This is a genomic window from Streptomyces sp. NPDC020747, assembly GCF_044334695.1.
In the GTDB taxonomy this organism is placed as follows: Bacteria; Actinomycetota; Actinomycetes; order Streptomycetales; family Streptomycetaceae; genus Streptomyces.
On record NZ_JBIRTJ010000013.1, the window covers coordinates 84,022 to 103,277 of the forward strand.

Below are 19,256 nucleotides of genomic sequence, written 5' to 3' on the forward strand. Positions count from 1 at the left end.
GAGCGTGGCCGGACCGACCACCGCCGAACGCGGCGAACGGCAAGCCCGACAGGATCCGGACTCCGGCCCGCCCCGGCCACCCCTTCTCAGGAGGCTCCCGAAGCCTCGTAGGCTCATCATTCCGGTCGTTTGCCTCGCACTGCTCGCCGCGGGCTGTCTCTGGGTGCTCTACGGCTCGCAGTGGCTGCGCGTGGAGCGCGTATCGGCTTCCGGGACGCGGGTCCTGACGCCCGATCAGGTCGTCGAGGCGGCCGACGTTCCGGTCGGATCGCCGTTGATTTCAGTCGACACCGATGTGATTGAGGCAAGACTCCGCCGGAAATTGCCCCGAATTGACTCGGTTGACGTCGTCCGTTCCTGGCCCCATGGAATCGGGCTGAAAGTGATCGAACGCACTCCGGTTCTCATTGCCGAAAAGGGCGGAAAGTTCGTCGAAGTGGACGCCAAGGGCGTGCGATATGCCACGGTTTCGCGCGCCCCGAAGGGCGTTCCCGCACTGGAATTGGCGGTCTCCCGGTCCGCGGGCCTGCGCCGTTTCGGGACCGGCCGGCTGATCGGTGAGGCGGTGCGCGTCGCGGGTTCCCTTCCGGCCGCGGTCGCGCGTGACACCCAGGTCGTCAAGGTCCGTTCGTACGACTCCATCTCGCTGGAGTTGAGCGGCAACCGGACCGTCCTGTGGGGAAGTGGCGAGAAGAGCGGCGTCAAGGCCCGTACGCTCGGCGCTCTCATGAAAGCCGCTCCAGAGGCGCGGCACTTCGATGTCAGCGTTCCCACCGCCCCTGCGTCATCGGGGAGTTGACGCCCATCCGCGCAGGCCAGCACCCTGGTTGGGCAGCGCTACGGCTGATCACATAGGGTGAAAAGAAAAACGGGAGGTTCGGCGTGTTCGTTGAACGTGCGCCACTTGTCGACTTAGTGTCCTGTTCGGAAGAGTCCAAGGAACAGACACACTGGTAACCCTAAACTTCAACGTTAGGGTTCGGGTCGGCGTTCGGACCGTCCCATTCGGCATCAGTCGTCGGATCACGCGCATGTGAGGCGACGACACGTAATCGAGGCGAGAGGCCTTCGACGTGGCAGCACCGCAGAACTACCTCGCAGTCATCAAAGTCATCGGTGTCGGCGGCGGTGGTGTCAATGCCATCAACCGGATGATCGAGGTCGGTCTCAAGGGTGTCGAGTTCATCGCCATCAACACCGACGCCCAGGCGCTGTTGATGAGCGACGCCGACGTCAAGCTCGACGTCGGCCGCGAACTCACCCGCGGACTCGGCGCCGGAGCCAACCCGGCCGTCGGTCGCAAGGCGGCGGAGGACCACCGCGAGGAGATCGAGGAGGTCCTCAAGGGGGCCGACATGGTCTTCGTGACAGCCGGCGAGGGTGGCGGCACCGGCACCGGCGGCGCACCCGTCGTGGCCAACATCGCCCGCTCGCTCGGCGCGCTCACCATCGGCGTGGTCACGCGTCCGTTCACCTTCGAGGGACGGCGCCGCGCCAACCAGGCCGAGGACGGCATCGCGGAACTCCGCGAAGAGGTCGACACCCTCATCGTCATCCCCAACGACCGGCTGCTGTCCATCTCGGACCGCCAGGTCTCGGTCCTCGACGCCTTCAAGTCGGCGGATCAGGTCCTGCTCTCCGGTGTTCAGGGCATCACCGACCTCATCACCACGCCCGGTCTGATCAACCTCGACTTCGCCGACGTCAAGTCCGTGATGTCCGAGGCGGGTTCGGCGCTCATGGGCATCGGCTCGGCCCGCGGCGACGACCGCGCGGTGGCCGCGGCCGAGATGGCGATCTCCTCGCCGCTCCTGGAGGCGTCCATCGACGGCGCCCGAGGCGTACTGCTCTCCATCTCCGGCGGCTCCGACCTCGGCCTGTTCGAGATCAACGAGGCCGCCCAGCTGGTGAGCGAGGCCGCGCACCCCGAGGCCAACATCATCTTCGGCGCGGTCATCGACGACGCGCTCGGCGACGAGGTCCGGGTCACGGTCATCGCGGCCGGCTTCGACGGCGGACAGCCCCCGTCCAAGCGGGACACCGTCCTCGGCTCGTCCTCCGCCAAGCGTGACGAGCCCACACCGGCCCGGTCGGGCGACAGCCGCCCGTCCTTCGGCTCGCTGGGCAGCGTCACGCCGAAGGAGGCCCCGGAGCCCACCCCGGAGCCGGTGAGCAACGAACTGCCGTCGGTCTCCCCGCCGGTCCCGCCGTCGCGCACGTACTCGGACAGCGCGGCCGAAGAGCTGGACGTGCCGGACTTTCTCAAGTGATAGGACAGCGCTCCGCAGTGGGCACCGCGAGCGGCGCGCACTTCGCCTTCACCGACCGGTGGGGCGGGGTGAGCGCCGTTCCGTACGAGGAGCTCAACCTCGGCGGAGCGGTCGGCGACGACCCCGGCTCCGTACGAGCCAACCGGGAGCTGGCCGCCAAGTCGCTCGGCCTCGACCCGGACCTGGTCGTCTGGATGAACCAGGTGCACGGGCCCGACGTCGCCGTCGTCGACGAGCCGTGGGGAGACCGTCCGGTGCCGAAGGTGGACGCCGTGGTCACCAGGCGCCGGGGCCTCGCGCTCGCGGTGCTCACCGCGGACTGCACGCCCGTACTGCTCGCCGACCCCGTCGCCGGTGTCGTGGCCGGTGCCCACGCGGGACGGCCCGGCATGGTCGCCGGTGTCGTACCCGCCGCGGTCGCGGCCATGGTCGAACTCGGCGCCGAGCCCGCCAGGATCGTCGCCCGCACCGGCCCCGCCGTCTGCGGCCGCTGCTACGAAGTACCGGACACGATGCGCGCCGAGGTCGCCGCCGTCGAGCCCGCGGCGTACGCCGAGACGAGCTGGGGCACGCCGGCGGTCGACGTGACCGCGGGGGTGCACGCGCAACTGGAGAGGCTCGGGGTGCGTGACCGGGAGCAGTCGCCGGTGTGCACGCTGGAGTCCGATGATCACTTCTCGTACCGCCGAGACCGCACCACGGGTCGGCTCGCGGGCTATGTGTGGCTGGACTGATGGGGCATGACGGACCGTAAGGCTCAACTCGCCGGAAACCTGGCGAAAGTGGAGGAGCGTATCGCGGCGGCATGTGTGGCCGCCGGGCGCAAGCGCGAAGAAGTGACCCTGATCGTGGTCACCAAGACCTATCCGGCCGACGATGTGCGGATCCTGTCGGAACTCGGTGTGCGCCACGTCGCCGAGAACCGCGACCAGGACGCGGCGCCCAAGGCCGCGGCCTGCTCCGATCTGCCCCTCTCCTGGCACTTCGTCGGTCAGTTGCAGACCAACAAGGTGCGTTCCGTGGTCGGTTACGCGGATGTCGTGCAGTCCGTCGACCGGGCCCGGCTCGTCACCGCCCTGTCGAAGGAGGCGGTGCGGCAGGACCGCGAGCTGGGGTGCCTCATCCAGGTCGCGCTCGACACGGAGGAATCCACGGCGGGAAAGGGTGGACTCGGCGAGCGTGGTGGTGTAAGGCCTGACGGTATCGAGGAGTTGGGCGGCCTCGTGGCCGAGGCCCCCGGGCTGAGGCTCGACGGACTGATGATCGTCGCCCCGCTCACCGGACCGTACGAGGGGCGTGAACTGGCGGCGTTCGAGCGGCTGATGGATTTGTCGACTGACCTGCGCAGCGCCCATCCGGCTGCGAACATGGTCTCGGCAGGGATGAGTGCGGACCTCGAACAGGCCGTGGCGGCCGGAGCGACACATGTGCGCGTCGGTACTGCGGTACTCGGAGTCCGCCCCAGGCTCGGGTAACGTCGCCAAGAAGTCGGACCACAGCAGAAAATATGGTCATTACCACCATAGGTGGGCATAACGACCTCGTGGATCGCGGGCACTTGGCAACAGTCAGCCGATCCACCACAGAGCGGAGGACTCAGAGCATGGCCGGCGCGATGCGCAAGATGGCGGTCTACCTCGGCCTCGTGGAGGACGATGGGTACGACGGCAGGGGCTTCGACCCCGACGACGACTTCGAGCCCGAGCTTGACCCGGAGCCCGAGCGGGACCGTCGACGGCACGAGCCGTCGCATCAATCACACCAGCCGCATCAGTCTCAACGGGACGAATCGGTACGAGTGGTGCATCCCCCCGTACAGCGCGATCCCGTGTCACATTCCGCTTCGCTCACCGCGGAATCCGGGCGTCCGGCGCGAATCGCCCCCGTGGCGTCCATCACACAAGAACGTCAAAGCCTGGAGAAGAACGCACCGGTGATCATGCCCAAGGTCGTGTCGGAACGAGAGCCGTACAGGATCACCACACTGCACCCCCGGACCTACAACGAGGCCCGTACCATCGGGGAACACTTCCGTGAGGGCACCCCGGTGATCATGAATCTGACCGAGATGGATGACACAGACGCGAAGCGACTTGTCGACTTTGCGGCCGGTTTGGTGTTTGGTCTTCACGGGAGCATCGAGCGGGTGACGCAGAAGGTGTTCCTGTTGTCGCCTGCTAACGTCGATGTCACGGCGGAGGACAAGGCTCGCATCGCAGAGGGCGGGTTCTTCAACCAGAGCTGAGACGCAGGACCGGACAAGGCACGGAAACAGGGGAGAGGGAAGCACGGATCATGAGCGTGGTTGCGCAGGTTCTCTACGTCGCGCTGATGTGTTTCCTCATCGTGCTGATCTTCCGACTGGTCATGGACTATGTCTTCCAGTTCGCCCGCTCATGGCAACCCGGCAAGGCAATGGTGGTCGTTCTGGAGGCCACCTACACTGTCACTGATCCACCGCTCAAGCTTCTGCGGCGGTTCATCCCGCCGCTGCGTCTCGGGGGCGTGGCGCTCGACCTGTCCTTCTTCGTACTGATGATCATCGTCTACATCCTGATCTCCGTTGTGAGCCGGCTGTGAACGATACGGTCTTGCCGAACGCCGACGATGCCGACGACTACGTTGAGGTGAAGAGATGCCGTTGACCCCCGAGGACGTGCGGAACAAGCAGTTCACGACCGTCCGCCTCCGAGAAGGCTATGACGAGGACGAGGTCGATGCCTTCCTCGATGAGGTCGAAGCCGAACTGACCCGCCTGCTCCGCGAGAACGAGGACCTGCGCGCCAAGCTGGCCGCCGCCACACGCGCCGCCGCGCAGAACCAGCAGCAGGGCATGCGCAAGCCGCCCGAACAGCAGGATCCGCAGCAACAGCAGGGACCCCCGCAGGGCATGCGCGGTCCCGGTGCTCCCGTGCCCGCCGGCATATCGGGTCCGCCGCAGCAGCAGATGGGCGGCCCCATGGGCGGCCCGCCCCAGCTGCCGAGCGGTGCGCCGCAGTTGCCCGCGGGCCCCAGTGCCCAGGGTGGCCAGCAGGGTCCCGGCCCGATGGGTCAGGGTCCGATGGGCCAGGGCCCCATGGGTCAGGGCCCCGGTCAGATGCAGCAGCAGCAGATGCAGGGTCAGATGCAGCAGCAGATGCCCCAGCAGATGGGCGGCCCGATGGGCGGTCCCATGGGTGGCGGCCCGATGGGTGGTCCCATGGGTGGCCCGCAGATGGGTCAGCCCGGTCAGGGCCCCGGTGGCGACAGCGCCGCCCGCGTGCTCTCGCTGGCGCAGCAGACCGCCGACCAGGCGATCGCCGAGGCCCGTTCCGAGGCCAACAAGATCGTCGGCGAGGCCCGCAGCCGCGCCGAGGGTCTGGAGCGCGACGCCCGTGCCAAGGCCGACGCTCTTGAGCGGGACGCGCAGGAGAAGCACCGCGTCGCGATGGGCTCCCTGGAGTCCGCCCGCGCCACGCTGGAGCGCAAGGTCGAGGACCTGCGCGGCTTCGAGCGCGAGTACCGCACGCGTCTGAAGTCCTACCTGGAGTCGCAGCTGCGTCAGCTGGAGACCCAGGCCGACGACTCGCTGGCTCCGCCGCGTGCTCCGGCCGCCGCGTCGCTTCCGTCGTCGCCGAGCCCGTCCATGGCTCCGGCCGGGGCGAGCGCGCCGTCCTACGGTGGCCAGCAGATGGGTGGCCCGGCTCCGGTCCCGCCGTCCTACGGTGGCCAGCAGCAGATGTCGCCGGCCATGACCCAGCCGATGGCGCCGGTCCGGCCGCAGGGCCCCTCGCCCATGCAGCAGGCTCCCTCGCCGATGCGTGGCTTCCTGATCGACGAGGACGACAACTGACGGCCTCCCGTACGCCTTAGGCGTCGGCAGCGTTCAGGGCGGAGCCCCGGATAACCATCCGGGGCTCCGCCCTTTTGCGTGCGTGCGTGTGCGCCGGCACGCAACGTCGAAGGCCCGGTCCCGCCAAGGATGTTGGCGGGACCGGGCCTTCGAGGCTGTTGCTCGCTGTTGCTACGCCTTGCGGAGGCGGAACGCCAGCGACAGGGACTCGTCCGTGAACGGGGCGCCGTACGCGTCGTCCGCCGCCTCGCCCTGGGCGAAGTCCGTGGCGAGGACCTCGTCGGCGATCAGGGCGGAGTGCTCGGTGAGTGCCGCGGTCACGTTCGGGTCCGTGGACGTCCAGCGCAGGGCGATCCGGTCGGCCACGTCCAGGCCGCTGTTCTTGCGGGCCTCCTGGATCAGGCGGATCGCGTCACGGGCCAGGCCGGCCTGACGCAGCTCCTCGGTGATCTCCAGGTCGAGGGCGACCGTCGCGCCGGAGTCCGAGGCGACGGACCAGCCCTCACGCGGGGTCTCCGTGATGATCACCTCGTCCGGGGCGAGGGTGATGGTCTCGCCGTCGACCTGCACCGACGCCGTGCCCTCGCGCAGGGCCAGGGACAGCGCGGCCGCGTCGGCCTCGGCGACGGCCTTGGCCACCGCCTGGACGCCCTTGCCGAACCGCTTGCCGAGCGCACGGAAGTTGGCCTTGGCCGTCGTGTCGACCAGCGAGCCGCCCACCTCCGAGAGGGACGCGAGCGAGCTCACGTTCAGCTCTTCCGTGATCTGCGCGTGCAGTTCACGGTCGAGGGCCGCGAACCCGGTCGCCGCCACCAGCGCGCGGGACAGCGGCTGACGCGTCTTCACACCCGACTCCGCGCGCGTGGCACGGCCCAGCTCCACGAGACGGCGTACGAGCACCATCTGCCTGGACAGCTCCGGGTCGATGACGGACAGGTCCGCCTCCGGCCAGGACGTCAGGTGTACGGACTCGGGGGCGCCCGGGGTCACGGGCACCACCAGGTCCTGCCAGACCCGCTCGGTGATGAACGGGGTCAGCGGGGCCATCAGGCGCGTGACCGTCTCGACGACCTCGTGCAGGGTACGCAGCGCCGCCTTGTCGCCCTGCCAGAAGCGGCGACGCGAGCGGCGTACGTACCAGTTGGACAGGTCGTCGACGAACGCCGAGAGGAGCTTTCCGGCGCGCTGGGTGTCGTACGCCTCCAGAGCCTGCGTCACCTGGTCGGTGAGCGCGTGGAGTTCGGAGAGCAGCCAGCGGTCCAGGACCGGGCGGTCCGCCGGGGCCGGGTCGGCCTCGCTGGGCGCCCAGTTGGACGTGCGCGCGTACAGGGCCTGGAAGGCGACCGTGTTCCAGTACGTGAGGAGCGTCTTGCGGACGACCTCCTGGATCGTGCCGTGGCCGACGCGGCGGGCTGCCCAGGGGGAGCCGCCGGCCGCCATGAACCAGCGGACCGCGTCGGCGCCGTGCTGGTCCATCAGCGGGATCGGCTGCAGGGTGTTGCCCAGGTGCTTGGACATCTTGCGGCCGTCCTCGGCGAGGATGTGCCCGAGGCACACCACGTTCTCGTACGACGACTTGTCGAAGACGAGCGTGCCGATCGCCATCAGCGTGTAGAACCAGCCACGCGTCTGGTCGATGGCCTCGCTGATGAACTGCGCCGGGTAGCGGGACTCGAAGAGTTCCTTGTTCTTGTGCGGGTAGCCCCACTGCGCGAACGGCATCGAACCCGAGTCGTACCAGGCGTCGATGACCTCAGGCACGCGCGTGGCCGTCTTCTCGCACTGGGGGCACGCGAAGGTGACCTCGTCGATGAACGGACGGTGCGGGTCGAGGTCCGACTGGTCCGCGCCCGTCAGCTCGGAGAGCTCGGCGCGGGAGCCGACGACCGTGAGGTGGTCGTCCTCGCAGCGCCAGATCGGCAGCGGGGTGCCCCAGTAGCGGTTGCGGGACAGCGCCCAGTCGATGTTGTTGTTCAGCCAGTCGCCGTACCGGCCGGTCTTGACCGAGTCCGGGTACCAGTTGGTCTTCTCGTTCTCCTGGAGGAGGCGGTCCTTGATGGCGGTGGTGCGGATGTACCAGGACGGCTGCGCGTAGTAGAGGAGCGCGGTGTGGCAGCGCCAGCAGTGCGGGTAGCTGTGCTCGTACGGGATGTGCCTGAAGAGCAGGCCGCGCTGCTGGAGGTCCTCGGTGAGCTTTTCGTCGGCCTTCTTGAAGAAGACGCCGCCGACCAGGGGGACGCCCTCCTCGAACGTGCCGTCGGGGCGGACCGGGTTCACCACGGGCAGGCCGTACTCGCGGCAGACCTTGAGGTCGTCCTCGCCGAAGGCGGGGGACTGGTGGACCAGACCCGTGCCGTCCTCGGTCGTGACGTACTCCGCGTTCACCACGTAGTGGGCGGGCTCGTCCTTCGGGAACTCGACCAGCTCGAACGGACGTTGATATGTCCAGCGCTCCATCTCGGCGCCGGTGAAGGACTGGCCGGTGGTCTCCCAGCCCTCGCCGAGTGCCTTCTCGACGAGCGGCTCGGCGACGACGAGCTTCTCCTGGCCGTCCGTCGCGACGACGTACGTCACGTCGGGGTGCGCGGCGACCGCCGTGTTGGACACCAGGGTCCACGGGGTCGTCGTCCACACCAGGAGCGCGGCCTCGCCCGCGAGGGGACCGGAGGTGAGCGGGAAACGGACGAACACCGAGGGGTCGACGACCGTCTCGTAGCCCTGCGCCAGCTCGTGGTCGGAGAGGCCCGTGCCGCAGCGCGGACACCAGGGGGCGACGCGGTGGTCCTGGACCAGCAGGCCCTTGCCGAAGATCTCCTTGAGCGACCACCACACGGACTCGATGTACTCGGGGTCCATCGTGCGGTACGGGTCGTTCAGGTCGGTCCAGTAACCCATGCGGGTCGTGAGCTCTTCGAAGGCGTCGGTGTGGCGGGTCACGGACTCGCGGCACTTGGCGTTGAACTCGGCGATGCCGTACGCCTCGATGTCCTTCTTGCCGTTGAAGCCGAGCTCCTTCTCGACCTCCAGCTCCACGGGGAGGCCGTGGCAGTCCCAGCCGGCCTTGCGGGCCACGTGGTAGCCGCGCATGGTGCGGAAGCGCGGGAAGACGTCCTTGAAGACGCGCGCCTCGATGTGGTGGGCGCCGGGCATGCCGTTGGCCGTGGGCGGGCCCTCGTAGAACACCCACTCCGGGCGGCCCTCGGACTGCTCCAGGGCCTTGGCGAAGATCTTCTGCTCGCGCCAGAAGTCGAGCACGGCGTGCTCAAGGGCGGGCAGGTCGACCTGGGCGGGCACCTGGCGGTACTGCGGCTGTGTACTCGGCTGCGTGTTCAACGAGCTTCCTCCGGCGGACTTTCTGCCTTCCGTCCGGAGGGACGAGAGCTGTGTTGTCACCTGCGCCGTGTGCGGCGCGCTCCCGCGGTACCACCCTCCTTGGCTCTCCGCCGCTTCCTGCGCGCCGGTGAGCCCCCTCATTGGGGTCGCGATGCCGGGTCTACCGGCCGCGGTCTTTCGTGCCTCTCGGCTGCGGCCTTCTTCCGGCGGCTCCGGGGTGATCTTCACGTCGCGCTTGCCCCCGGGCTCGCACCGTCCCCGGGTCGCTCCTGGCTGCGTACGCCGCTACTCGTCCCCATCCACGCTTCTCGCTCCGCCCAGTGTACGGCGCCGGGCGGACAGCGGCCGACCGGTTTTCCCGGGCCCTCGGGCGAGCGACGGCGGGAGCGGGGAAGGGGTGCGGACTGACCCGAATGCCGAGGCGGCCGTGTTCGCATCCTGGGACGGCCGACTCGGCGGATTACCCGGCGGGGAGCTGGGCACAACGCTTGCAGGCTCGCCGCGCGGTACGGGCGGGGCTGGCGAATCGGGCGGCGTGCCCCGTTGCCGCGGGACTCAAGTCGATTTATCGTCCCAGCACGATTCGCGAGCAAGATCACAATATGTGAAGGGGCCGCGGCCATGGTGGCGAAGAAGACCGCCGTACAGCAGTCGGCGTCCGGCAGATCCATGGGGGCGGAGCGTTCCGCGAAGGGCGCGGCGAAGCAGGGCGGGGCCAAGAAGACGGTCGGCGGCACGAGGACGGCCGGCACGGGGACGGCCGGCACGAAGGCGGCCGGTCGGAAAACGGTCGCCACGAAGACGGCCGTCGGGAAAACGGCCGCCACGGAGGAAGCCGCCACGGAGGAAGCCGCCACGGAGGAAGCCGCCACGGAGGTGGGCGCTACGAAGGTGGGCGCTACGAAAACGGCCGCTGTGAAGAAGGCCGCGGCGAAGAGGGACGCCGTGGGGACCGCTCCTCCGGAGAAGGGTGTTTCGGAAACGGCCACCAAGAAGGCGGCCACGAAGAAGGCGGTCGCCAAGAAAGCGGTCGCCAAGAAGTCGGCCGCTTCGAAAGTCGCCGCCAAGGAGTCGGCCACCAAGAAAGTGGCTGCTCCGAAGAGGGCCGGCGCGGGGGCGGCCGTGTCGAAGAGGGCCGCCCCGGCGGCTGCCTCTACGGAGGGGGCGGTCGCGGCGGAGACCTCCGCGGAGGGGGACATCGCCGAAACGGCTGCTACGAAGAGGGCCGGTACCAGGAAGGCCTCCGCCAAGAAGGCGGCCGGCAAGGCGGTTCCTGCGAAGAAGGCCGCCAGGAGGAGTGCTGCCGGCAAGGGGGCGAGTGAGGCGGGCGTCTCCGCCGCAGAGGCCTCGCGGAAGGCGGGCAGGAAGGTCACACGTACGGCCAAGAAAGCGGTCGCTGCGGCGGCCGAGGGTGCGGCGGAGGCCGCGAAGACGACGGGAGCCACGACGGTGGTTGCGAAGAAGACTCCTGGCACGGCCACGGCCACGGCGGCGAGCAAAGCCGGCGCGGTCCCCAAGGCGCGACTCGCCGCGGCGGAGCCCGGCGAGCTCGCGGTACGCCCCGGTGAGGACCCCTGGACCCCCGAGGAGGTCGCGGAGGCACGCACGGGGCTGATGTCGGAGTCCCTGCGGCTGCGCGCCGAGATCACGCACTCCGAGGAGTCCCTGGCGGGCCTGATGCGCGACTCCGGGGACGGCGCGGGCGACGACCAGGCCGACACCGGCACCAAGAACATCACGCGCGAGAGCGAGATGGCCCTCGCGGCCAACGCCAGGGAGATGCTGGAGCAGGACGAGCGCGCCCTCGAACGCCTGGACGCGGGCACGTACGGGCTCTGCGAGAGCTGTGGCAACCCCATCGGGAAGGCCCGCATGCAGGCCTTCCCGCGTGCCACTCTGTGCGTCGAGTGCAAGCAGAAGCAGGAGCGCCGTTACTGATCGGCCAATGATCCGATACTGATCGGCCCGGTGCGCCTCCTGAGCACATGGGCGCGGTGGGCCGTGCCGTACTCTCGTCCTCAGTCAGGCACCTAGGTTGAGGGACTCACGTGGCAGAGGCGGAGCGGATCATCGGTACGCCGGATATCCCGGAGGCGGCTGGCGCCGAGCCGGAGCAGACCGACCAGAGCGCGGCGGCGGGCGAGCGGTCCGATGCACAGGGGGCGCAGGACCCGGCCGGGAGCCAGGGCTCCGACTCCGGTGCCGAGGAAGCGGCGGCCCCGGCCGAACCCCCCAAGGGCAAACGCCGGATCGCCGTGCTGTTCACGGTCGCCGTCCTCGCGTACGCGCTGGACCTGATCAGCAAGATGATCGTGGTCGCGAAGCTGGAGCACCACGAGCCGATCGAGATCATCGGGGACTGGCTGAGGTTCGAGGCGATCCGCAACGCGGGCGCGGCCTTCGGTATCGGCGAGGCGTTCACGGTCATCTTCACGGTGATCGCCGCGGCCGTGATCGTGGTGATCGTCCGGCTCGCCCGCAAGCTCTACAGCCTCCCCTGGGCGATCGCGCTGGGCCTGCTGCTCGGCGGTGCGCTCGGCAACCTCACCGACCGGATCTTCCGTACGCCGGGCGTCTTCGAGGGCGCGGTCGTCGACTTCATCGCCCCCAAGCACTTCGCGGTCTTCAACCTCGCCGACTCCGCGATCGTCTGCGGCGGCATCCTGATCGTGCTGCTGTCCTTCCGCGGGCTCGACCCGGACGGCACCGTCCACAAGGACTGAGGGCCGAGGGCCAACGGCTGGGGACCGGCCCACGGGGCCGTCGGGGGGCACTGTTGTTCGGGCTCTGGTCAGGGGTGTCGGACCTGTCCGGCATACTCGACGGGTGAGCACCAGTCCCGAGATCCGTACCCTGCCCGTGCCCGACGGCCTGGAGGGCGAGCGTGTCGACGCCGCCATCTCCCGCATGTTCGGCTTCTCCCGCACGAAGGCCGCCGAGCTTGCCGCGGCGGGGAAGGTCACGGTCGACGGCTCGGTGGTCGGTAAGTCCGAGCGGGTGCACGGCGGCGCCTGGCTGGAGGTCGAGATGCCGCAGGCGCCGGCGCCCGTGCAGGTCGTCGCCGAGCCCGTCGAGGGCATGGAGATCGTGCACGACGACGACGACGTGGTCGTGATCGTCAAGCCGGTCGGGGTCGCCGCGCATCCCAGCCCCGGCTGGTCGGGTCCGACCGTCATCGGCGGGCTCGCCGCCGCCGGGTACCGGATCTCGACCTCGGGCGCCTCGGAGCGCCAGGGCATCGTGCACCGCCTGGACGTGGGCACCTCGGGCCTGATGGTGGTCGCCAAGTCGGAGTACGCGTACACGTCGCTGAAGCGCCAGTTCAAGGAGCGCACGGTCGACAAGCGCTACCACGCGCTCGTTCAGGGGCACCCGGACCCGACCAGCGGCACGATCGACGCCCCCATCGGCCGGCACCCGAACCACGACTACAAGTGGGCGGTCACGGCCGAGGGCAAGCCCTCCGTGACGCACTACGACCTGATCGAGGCGTTCCGCGCGGCCTCGCTGCTCGACATCAAGCTGGAGACCGGGCGCACGCACCAGATCCGCGTCCACATGTCGGCCCACCGGCACCCCTGCGTCGGCGATCTGACGTACGGCGCGGACCCGACGCTCTCCAAGCGGCTCGGGCTCACCCGGCAGTGGCTGCAGGCCGTGAAGCTCGGCTTCGAGCACCCCGGGGACGGCCAGTGGGTCGAGTTCGAGAGCGGCTACGCCGACGACCTGCAGCTGGCGCTGGACCGCGTCCGGGAGGAAAGCTACGCATGAGCCCGCCGTCCTACGCGGTGCGCGTGGCCGAGGACCTCGCCGACCGCGAGGCATGCTTCGTGGTGCGCAAGGAGGTCTTCGTCGTCGAGCAGGGGGTCCCTCAGGACCTCGAGCACGACGCGTACGACGCCGATGCCGTGCACGTGGTCGCCGTGCGTGAGGACGGGCTGCCGTTCGGCGCGGGGCGGCTGCTGTACGGCGAGGTGGCGGCCGCCAAGACCGGCGGTGAGCCCGGTGTCGGGTCCCTGGGGCGGCTCGCCGTCCTCAAGGCCGCGCGGGGGCTCGGTGTCGGCGTCGCGCTCGTGCGGGGCATCGAGGACGCGGCACGCGCGCGTGGGCTGACGGCGGTGGATCTGCACGCGCAGACGCACGCGCTCGGGTTTTACGAGCGGCTGGGGTATGTGGCTTACGGGCCGGAGTTCCTCGATGCGGGGATCGCGCATCTGGCGATGCGGCGAGGGCTTTAGGGCGGCTGGGGTCCGGTTGAGGGTTTGACTGCGGGGTGGTGGGGGCTGGTCGCGCCCACGCGGCGGAGCCGCATATGTACGCAGCCCCGCGCCCCTGAAAGATTGCGCAGTTCCCCACGCCCCTCAAAGGGGCGCGTCTGTTGCTCGGCGTTTGAAATGACGGGCGGGTTCAGTGGCACGCTTGGGGTCTGGCCTGTCTTGATCGTCTAGACCCAGTCCGGAGCGCTGACCGTGGATCAGTTGGCCCTGTTGTTCGTGATGTTGCTCGGGGCTGTGCTGAGCGTCCCGTTGGGGGACCGGCTCGGGCTTCCCTCCCCGGTGCTGATGACGCTGCTCGGAATCGTGCTGGCCGTCCTCGACTTCGTACCGAACGTGGACATCCCGCCCGAGCTGATCCTGCCCGCGCTGCTGCCGCCGCTGCTGTACGCCGCCGTACGACGTACCTCCTGGCGGCAGTTCACGGCCAACAAACGGCCGATCTTCCTGCTCGCCGTGGCGCTGGTGTTCGTCACGACCGCAGTGGTGGCCGTGGTCGCCCACGCGATCGTGCCCGGGCTGCCGATCGCCGCCGCCGTGGCACTCGGCGCGCTGGTGGCGCCGCCCGACCCGGTCGCGGCGACCGCCGTCGCGGGCAAGCTCGGGCTGCCGCGCCGACTGGTGTCGATCCTGGAGGGCGAGGGGCTGTTCAACGACGTGACGGCCATCGTGCTGTACCACGTCGCCATTGCCGCAGCCGTCAGCGGCAGTTTCTCGCTGCCGAGCGCCGCGCTCGACTTCCTGCTGTCCGCCGTCGTCGCCGTGGCGATGGGCTTCGGGCTCGGGTGGGGCACGAACCGGCTGTTGGACTACCTCGGGGACCCGACGCTGCAGATCGGGCTGACCCTGATCGTGCCGTACGCCTCCTACGTGCTCGCCGAGGAGCTGCACGGGTCCGGGGTGCTGGCGGTGCTCACCACGGCGTTGTTCCTGGCGGAGTACGCGAACGACGCCGACGACGTGATGACGCGGCTCGCCGGGCACACGTTCTGGGACATCGTCGACACGTTGGTCACCGGGGTGGCGTTCGGGCTCATCGGGCTTGAGCTGCACAACGCGATCAGGACGGCTTCCGGGCGGTGGGGGGAGATGCTCGGGTGGGCCGCCGCGATCGTGGGGGTCGTCGTGTTCGTACGGCTGGCGTATCTGCTGCCCGCGACCTGGCTGACGAAGCGGTTGCACGCGAAGCGGGACCACGACGAGGACATTCCGACGAGCTGGCGGGAGACCGTCGTCATGTGGTGGGCCGGGATGCGCGGAGTGGCCTCCGTCGCCCTCGCGCTGGCCATTCCGCTGGAGACGGACAGCGGGGCGCCGTTTCCCGACCGGGACGAGATGGTGTTCATCGCGTTCGGGGTGATCATGGCGACGCTCGTGGTGCAGGGGCTGAGTCTGCCGTGGCTGGTCCGCAGGCTGGGCGTTCGGGCCGACACGGATCGGGAGCAGGAGTTCGAGAAGACGCTGGCCCTGCGGGCGGCCAAGGCGGCGAAGCGGCGGCTGCGGGAGATCGAGGCGGTCGAGGAACTGCCGGACGAGTTGTCCGAGCAGCTGTTGCGGCGGGCCTTCGACATCGGGTTCCGGATCAGTCCCGACATGGGGGAGGACGAGCGGCGGGAGGGGCACGAGCATCGGGTGCGGCGCATCAAGCGGGTGCGGCGGATTCAGGGGGAGATGCTGTCCGCGGCTCGGCATGAGGTGTTGGCCGCGCGGAGTGAGGCCGGGGCCGATCCCGAGGTGGTGGACCGGGTGCTGCGGCATCTGGATGTGCGGAGCCTTCGGTGATGCTTGGGGGAGGGGGCTTTCCTGCCCGCTCCGCCCGTTTCAACCCCGCCTGCATGGTGAGGGTTTCCCGCCAGGGCTCGTGTCCGTCGGCGGGTGTGCGTCAGTTGTGGCTGAGCGCGCCGTTCCCCGCGCCCCTATAGGGCGCCCCCGTGCGGCCTGCCTCATCGGTCGCCGGGGCTTTAGCCCCGGCCCGTCCTCGGGGGTTCCACCGCTCGGCCCCGTGTCGTTCTCGGGGGGCGGGCGTCGTTGCCGTTCGGGTGGGAGTTCGGTGGGAGGGCCGCGTCGGCCGTGTTGACGCGGGGCAGGGCGTAGGGGTGGTGGGCGGTCAGCCAGCGGACCATCTGTTCGCGGACGGTGACGCGGACCGTCCAGACGTCGTCGGCGTCCTTCGCGGTGACCAGGGCGCGCACCTCGATGGTGCTGGGGGTGGCGTCCGTGACGGCGAGGCCGTAGTCGCGGCCGTCCCAGGCGGGGCACTCGCGGAGGATGTCACGGAGCTTGTCGCGCATCTCCTCGACGGGCGCGCTGTGGTCCACGTGGAAGAAGACCGTGCCGGTCATCTGCACGCCGCCGCGGGACCAGTTCTCGAACGGCTGGGACGTGAAGTACGAGACCGGCATGGTGATCCGGCGCTCGTCCCAGGTGCGGACGGTCAGGAACGTCAGGGTGATCTCGTCGACCGTGCCCCACTCGCCGTCCACCACGACCGTGTCGCCGATGCGCACCATGTCGCCGAAGGCGATCTGCAGCCCGGCGAACATGTTACTGAGCGTGGACTGCGCGGCCACACCGGCGACGATGCCGAGGATGCCGGCCGAGGCGAGCAGTGAGGCGCCGGCCGCGCGCATCGCGGGGAACGTCAGCAGCATCGCGGCGACCGCGACCACACCGACGACCGCCGACACCACACGCTGGATCAGCGTCACCTGCGTACGGACGCGGCGGACCCGGGCCGGATCGCGGTGGGCGTTGGCGTAGCGGGAGTACGACGAGTCGACGATCGCCGTCGCGATACGGACCACCAGCCAGGCCGTGGAGCCGATGAGGACCAGCGTCAGGATCTGGCCGATCCCGGCGGAGTGTTCGACGGCGATCTCGGCCCGGTCGTACGACCCTCTCAGCAGCGCCGCGCACATCACGACCTGCAGTGGCAGGCGGCAGCGGCGCAGCAGGCCCCACAGAGGGACCCCCTGGTGGCGTTGGACGGCACGCTTCAGCAGCAGGTCGGCGATCCAGCCGACCAGCAGCGTCAGTACGAGCGAGCCGCCGACGACGATCAGCGGGCGCAGCACGTTCTCCATGCCCTCGACCGTAACCGGCCAGGGGCCGTCATGAACATGTGGTCTCGGCCCCATCGCCCGCCGGGGCGCTGTCCGGACCGGACCGGGCCGGGCATTGTCGGTGGCGGCTGGCACCATGGGTTCATGAACATCATGCTCTTCCATTCGACCTACGGGCTGCGGCCCGCGGTGCGTGACGCGGCGGACCGGCTGCGTGCGGCGGGACACGAGGTGTGGACGCCCGATCTCTTCGAGGGGCGCATCTTCGAGACCGTCGAGGAGGGCAGGGCCTTCAAGGACGAGCTCGGCAGGGAGGAGCTCCTGAAGCGCGCGGTCATGGCGGCGGCTCCGTACTCGGACCGGGGGATCGTGTACGCCGGGTTCTCGCTCGGCGCGGCGACCGCCCAGACCCTCGCGCTCGGCGACAGCAAGGCCCGCGGGCTGCTGCTCCTGCACGGCACGTCCGACCTCGCGCCGAACGCCTCGGTGGACGACCTGCCGGTCCAGCTGCACGTCGCGGAGCCGGACGCCTTCGAGCCCGACGACTGGCTGAGCGCCTGGTATCTCCAGATGGGGAAGGCGGGCGCCGACGTGGAGATCTACAGATACGCGGGGGCCGGGCACCTCTACACCGACCCCGGTCTGCCGGACTACGACAAGGAGGCCGCCGAGGCCACCTGGCAGGTGGCGCTCGGCTTCCTCGACAGTCTGTAGCGCCCGCCGACCACGACAGTCTGTGGTCCCTGCCGACTGCGACAGTCTGTAGCCCGTCGGCGACGGACTCCGTGCCGGATCAGACCGGGTCGTACACCCGCTCCACCTTCTGCGTGCCGCTGCGCGTGCGGTACGAACGGGCCCAGGAGACCGTCGCGTTGGCGGACGTGCGGCTGGACAGCACGTAGTAGTCCATCTGCGCCCGCTCGGCGGTCAGGTCCAGGACGCCGTAGCCGTGGCGGTCCGTGTCGACCCAGTGGACGTGCCGGTTGGCGGCCCGGATCAGCGGCGAGGCGAGGGCGGAGACCGTGCCCTCCGGGACCTTGACGAGGTCGTCGAGGTTGTCGGAGGTCACCGACGTGACGACGAACTCGGTGGCGGCGGACGCCGACAGCGGATATGTACCGGCGTTGTACGGCACGTCGTTGGCCCAGGCCATGTGGATGTCGCCGGTGAGGAAGACCGTGTTGCGGATCGCGTTGTCCCGCAGATGCGTGAGCAGTTCGCGGCGGTCGTCGGTGTAGCCGTCCCACTGGTCGGTGTTGAGGGCGAGGCCCTCCTTGGGCAGGCCGAGCAGCTCGGCGAGCGGTTTCAGGAGTTCGGCGGAGAGCGAGCCGAGGGCGAACGGCGCGATCATGACGGAGTTGGCGACCAGCCGCCAACTGGTGTCGGAGGACTTCAGCCCCGCCTTCAGCCAGTCGAGCTGGGCCCGGCCGGTGAGCGTACGGTCCGGGTCGTCGACCGAGCCGTTGCCGACCTTCACCTGCTGCGAGCGGTACGAGCGCAGGTCGAGCAGCGAGAGGTCGGCCAGCCTGCCGAAGCGCAGCCGCCGGTAGGTGGTCCCCTCGATCGCGGGCCGCACCGGCATCCACTCGAAGTAGGCCTGCTTGGCGGCCGACTGGCGGGCGGACCAGGTGCCCTCCGCGCCCTCGGTGTGGTTCTCGGCACCTCCCGACCAGGTGTCGTTGGCGAACTCGTGGTCGTCCCAGATGGCTATCACCGGGGCCGCGGCGTGCAGGGCCTGAAGGTCGGGGTCGGTCTTGTAACGGCCGTGCCGGGTGCGGTAGTCGGCGAGGGTGACGATCTCGTGCGTGGGGGCGTGCGGGCGTACGACGGTGTCGCGCGTCCCGTACTCACCGGTGCCGTACTCGTAGATGTAGTCGCCCAGATGCAGCCAGGCGTCCAGGTCGCCGCGCGCGGCCAGATGCCGGTAGGCGGAGAAGTAGCCGGCCTCCCAGTTGGCGCAGGACACCACGCCGAAGCGCATCCCGGCCACGGCCGCGTCGTGGGCCGGGGCGGTGCGGGTGCGGGCGGCCGGTGAGTCCGTGCCGCCGCTGGAGAAGCGGAACCAGTAGGCCGTGGCGGGCTGCAGACCGCGGATGTCGGCCTTGACGGTGTGGTCGGAGGCGGCGGTCGCGGTGGTGGAGCCCTTCGCGACGACGTTCGTGAACGCCTTGTCCGTGGCCACCGTCCAGCCGACCTCGACGTCGGGGCCGAGCCCGGAGCCGGGTGTCGCCGCGGCCGTGGGCGTCACCCGGGTCCACAGCAGGACGCCGTCCGGCAGCGGGTCACCGGAGGCGACGCCGTGCGGGAACGCGGGGGCCTCGGCGGCACGGGCCGGCAGCGCGGCGGCGAGCGGGGCTCCGAGCACGGCGGTGGCCGCGGCCGCCTTGACCACCGTACGGCGGCGCGGGGCGGGGGAGTCGGGGCTGGAGTGGGATCTGAGTCGACTGGTCACGGCCGATCAGATTACTGACGGGTAGTGCTTTCG

16 protein-coding genes are annotated in these 19,256 nt (G+C 69.8%); 13 read left to right on the forward strand and 3 right to left on the reverse strand.

Annotated elements, in window-relative coordinates:
* Window positions 1-4 precede the first annotated feature (4 nt).
* The 7 genes from ACH4YP_RS30950 to ACH4YP_RS30980 all read left to right on the forward strand — a co-directional run bounded on the left by ACH4YP_RS30950 (window position 5) and on the right by ACH4YP_RS30980 (window position 6,102).
* Window positions 5-799, forward strand: coding sequence for an FtsQ-type POTRA domain-containing protein (locus tag ACH4YP_RS30950; RefSeq protein WP_361058105.1), 795 nt, complete (start codon window positions 5-7; stop codon window positions 797-799).
* A 274-nt stretch (window positions 800-1,073) separates the two neighbouring features.
* Window positions 1,074-2,270, forward strand: a complete 1,197-nt coding sequence (ftsZ, locus tag ACH4YP_RS30955; RefSeq protein ID WP_055612099.1) for a cell division protein FtsZ — start codon at window positions 1,074-1,076, stop codon at window positions 2,268-2,270.
* Complete coding sequence (gene pgeF / locus ACH4YP_RS30960) at window positions 2,267-3,004, forward strand: peptidoglycan editing factor PgeF (RefSeq protein ID WP_361058107.1); 738 nt, start codon at window positions 2,267-2,269, stop codon at window positions 3,002-3,004. The genes ftsZ and pgeF overlap by 4 nt, the downstream gene beginning before the upstream one ends.
* Before the next feature lie 6 nt (window positions 3,005-3,010).
* Window positions 3,011-3,745: a YggS family pyridoxal phosphate-dependent enzyme gene (locus tag ACH4YP_RS30965; protein ID WP_398493916.1), complete on the forward strand. Its 735-nt coding sequence runs from the start codon at window positions 3,011-3,013 to the stop codon at window positions 3,743-3,745.
* Window positions 3,746-3,873: 128 nt separating this feature from the next.
* Complete coding sequence (locus ACH4YP_RS30970; protein WP_361058111.1) at window positions 3,874-4,515, forward strand: cell division protein SepF; 642 nt, start codon at window positions 3,874-3,876, stop codon at window positions 4,513-4,515.
* 50 nt (window positions 4,516-4,565) lie between these two features.
* The gene (locus ACH4YP_RS30975) at window positions 4,566-4,850 is read left to right on the forward strand and encodes a YggT family protein (RefSeq protein WP_055612103.1); all 285 of its coding nucleotides are present in this window, start codon (window positions 4,566-4,568) and stop codon (window positions 4,848-4,850) included.
* Window positions 4,851-4,905: 55 nt separating this feature from the next.
* Complete coding sequence (locus tag ACH4YP_RS30980) at window positions 4,906-6,102, forward strand: DivIVA domain-containing protein (protein ID WP_398493918.1); 1,197 nt, start codon at window positions 4,906-4,908, stop codon at window positions 6,100-6,102.
* 171 nt (window positions 6,103-6,273) lie between these two features.
* Here ACH4YP_RS30980 and ileS read toward each other — a convergent pair whose 3' ends face one another.
* Window positions 6,274-9,435, reverse strand: coding sequence for an isoleucine--tRNA ligase (ileS, locus tag ACH4YP_RS30985; RefSeq protein ID WP_361062744.1), 3,162 nt, complete (start codon window positions 9,433-9,435; stop codon window positions 6,274-6,276).
* 621 nt (window positions 9,436-10,056) lie between these two features.
* On the opposite strand from ileS, the gene ACH4YP_RS30990 reads away from it, so the two are divergent.
* The 5 genes from ACH4YP_RS30990 (at window position 10,057) to ACH4YP_RS31010 (ending at window position 15,491) form a co-directional block, all read left to right on the forward strand.
* A complete protein-coding gene (locus ACH4YP_RS30990; RefSeq protein WP_398493920.1) occupies window positions 10,057-11,373 on the forward strand; it encodes a TraR/DksA family transcriptional regulator in 1,317 nt (438 codons plus the stop codon).
* A gap of 110 nt (window positions 11,374-11,483) precedes the next feature.
* Complete coding sequence (gene lspA, locus ACH4YP_RS30995) at window positions 11,484-12,158, forward strand: signal peptidase II (RefSeq protein WP_361062738.1); 675 nt, start codon at window positions 11,484-11,486, stop codon at window positions 12,156-12,158.
* A gap of 103 nt (window positions 12,159-12,261) precedes the next feature.
* Window positions 12,262-13,206 carry an RluA family pseudouridine synthase gene (locus ACH4YP_RS31000; RefSeq protein WP_361062735.1) on the forward strand — a complete coding sequence of 315 codons (945 nt, stop codon included), beginning with the start codon at window positions 12,262-12,264 and terminating at the stop codon, window positions 13,204-13,206.
* Window positions 13,203-13,673: a GNAT family N-acetyltransferase gene (locus ACH4YP_RS31005; RefSeq protein ID WP_361062732.1), complete on the forward strand. Its 471-nt coding sequence runs from the start codon at window positions 13,203-13,205 to the stop codon at window positions 13,671-13,673. Before ACH4YP_RS31000 ends, ACH4YP_RS31005 begins: the two co-directional genes overlap by 4 nt.
* A gap of 231 nt (window positions 13,674-13,904) precedes the next feature.
* Complete coding sequence (locus ACH4YP_RS31010; RefSeq protein WP_361062729.1) at window positions 13,905-15,491, forward strand: Na+/H+ antiporter; 1,587 nt, start codon at window positions 13,905-13,907, stop codon at window positions 15,489-15,491.
* Between the two features lie 179 nt (window positions 15,492-15,670).
* Here the strand turns inward: ACH4YP_RS31010 and ACH4YP_RS31015 are convergent, their stop codons facing one another.
* Window positions 15,671-16,792 (reverse strand): mechanosensitive ion channel domain-containing protein, encoded by a 1,122-nt coding sequence (locus ACH4YP_RS31015; protein WP_361062726.1) that lies wholly within the window; start codon window positions 16,790-16,792, stop codon window positions 15,671-15,673.
* Between the two features lie 123 nt (window positions 16,793-16,915).
* Between ACH4YP_RS31015 and ACH4YP_RS31020 the strand changes: the two genes are divergently transcribed.
* Window positions 16,916-17,485: a dienelactone hydrolase family protein gene (locus ACH4YP_RS31020; RefSeq protein WP_361062723.1), complete on the forward strand. Its 570-nt coding sequence runs from the start codon at window positions 16,916-16,918 to the stop codon at window positions 17,483-17,485.
* 79 nt (window positions 17,486-17,564) lie between these two features.
* Here ACH4YP_RS31020 and ACH4YP_RS31025 read toward each other — a convergent pair whose 3' ends face one another.
* Window positions 17,565-19,223 carry an alkaline phosphatase D family protein gene (locus tag ACH4YP_RS31025; RefSeq protein ID WP_398493923.1) on the reverse strand — a complete coding sequence of 553 codons (1,659 nt, stop codon included), beginning with the start codon at window positions 19,221-19,223 and terminating at the stop codon, window positions 17,565-17,567.
* Window positions 19,224-19,256 lie beyond the last annotated feature (33 nt).

What these genes read in the sequence shown, in the direction of transcription:
- ACH4YP_RS30965 (WP_398493916.1), top strand. Translation starts at nt 3,011, where the DNA reads ATGACGGACCGTAAGGCTCAACTCGCCGGAAACCTGGCGAAAGTGGAG.
- ACH4YP_RS30970 (WP_361058111.1), top strand. Translation starts at nt 3,874, where the DNA reads ATGGCCGGCGCGATGCGCAAGATGGCGGTCTACCTCGGCCTCGTGGAG.
- ACH4YP_RS30975 (WP_055612103.1), top strand. Translation starts at nt 4,566, where the DNA reads ATGAGCGTGGTTGCGCAGGTTCTCTACGTCGCGCTGATGTGTTTCCTC.
- ACH4YP_RS30980 (WP_398493918.1), top strand. Translation starts at nt 4,906, where the DNA reads ATGCCGTTGACCCCCGAGGACGTGCGGAACAAGCAGTTCACGACCGTC.
- ACH4YP_RS30990 (WP_398493920.1), top strand. Translation starts at nt 10,057, where the DNA reads ATGGTGGCGAAGAAGACCGCCGTACAGCAGTCGGCGTCCGGCAGATCC.
- ACH4YP_RS31005 (WP_361062732.1), top strand. Translation starts at nt 13,203, where the DNA reads ATGAGCCCGCCGTCCTACGCGGTGCGCGTGGCCGAGGACCTCGCCGAC.
- ACH4YP_RS31015 (WP_361062726.1), bottom strand. Translation starts at nt 16,792, where the DNA reads ATGGAGAACGTGCTGCGCCCGCTGATCGTCGTCGGCGGCTCGCTCGTA.
- ACH4YP_RS31020 (WP_361062723.1), top strand. Translation starts at nt 16,916, where the DNA reads ATGAACATCATGCTCTTCCATTCGACCTACGGGCTGCGGCCCGCGGTG.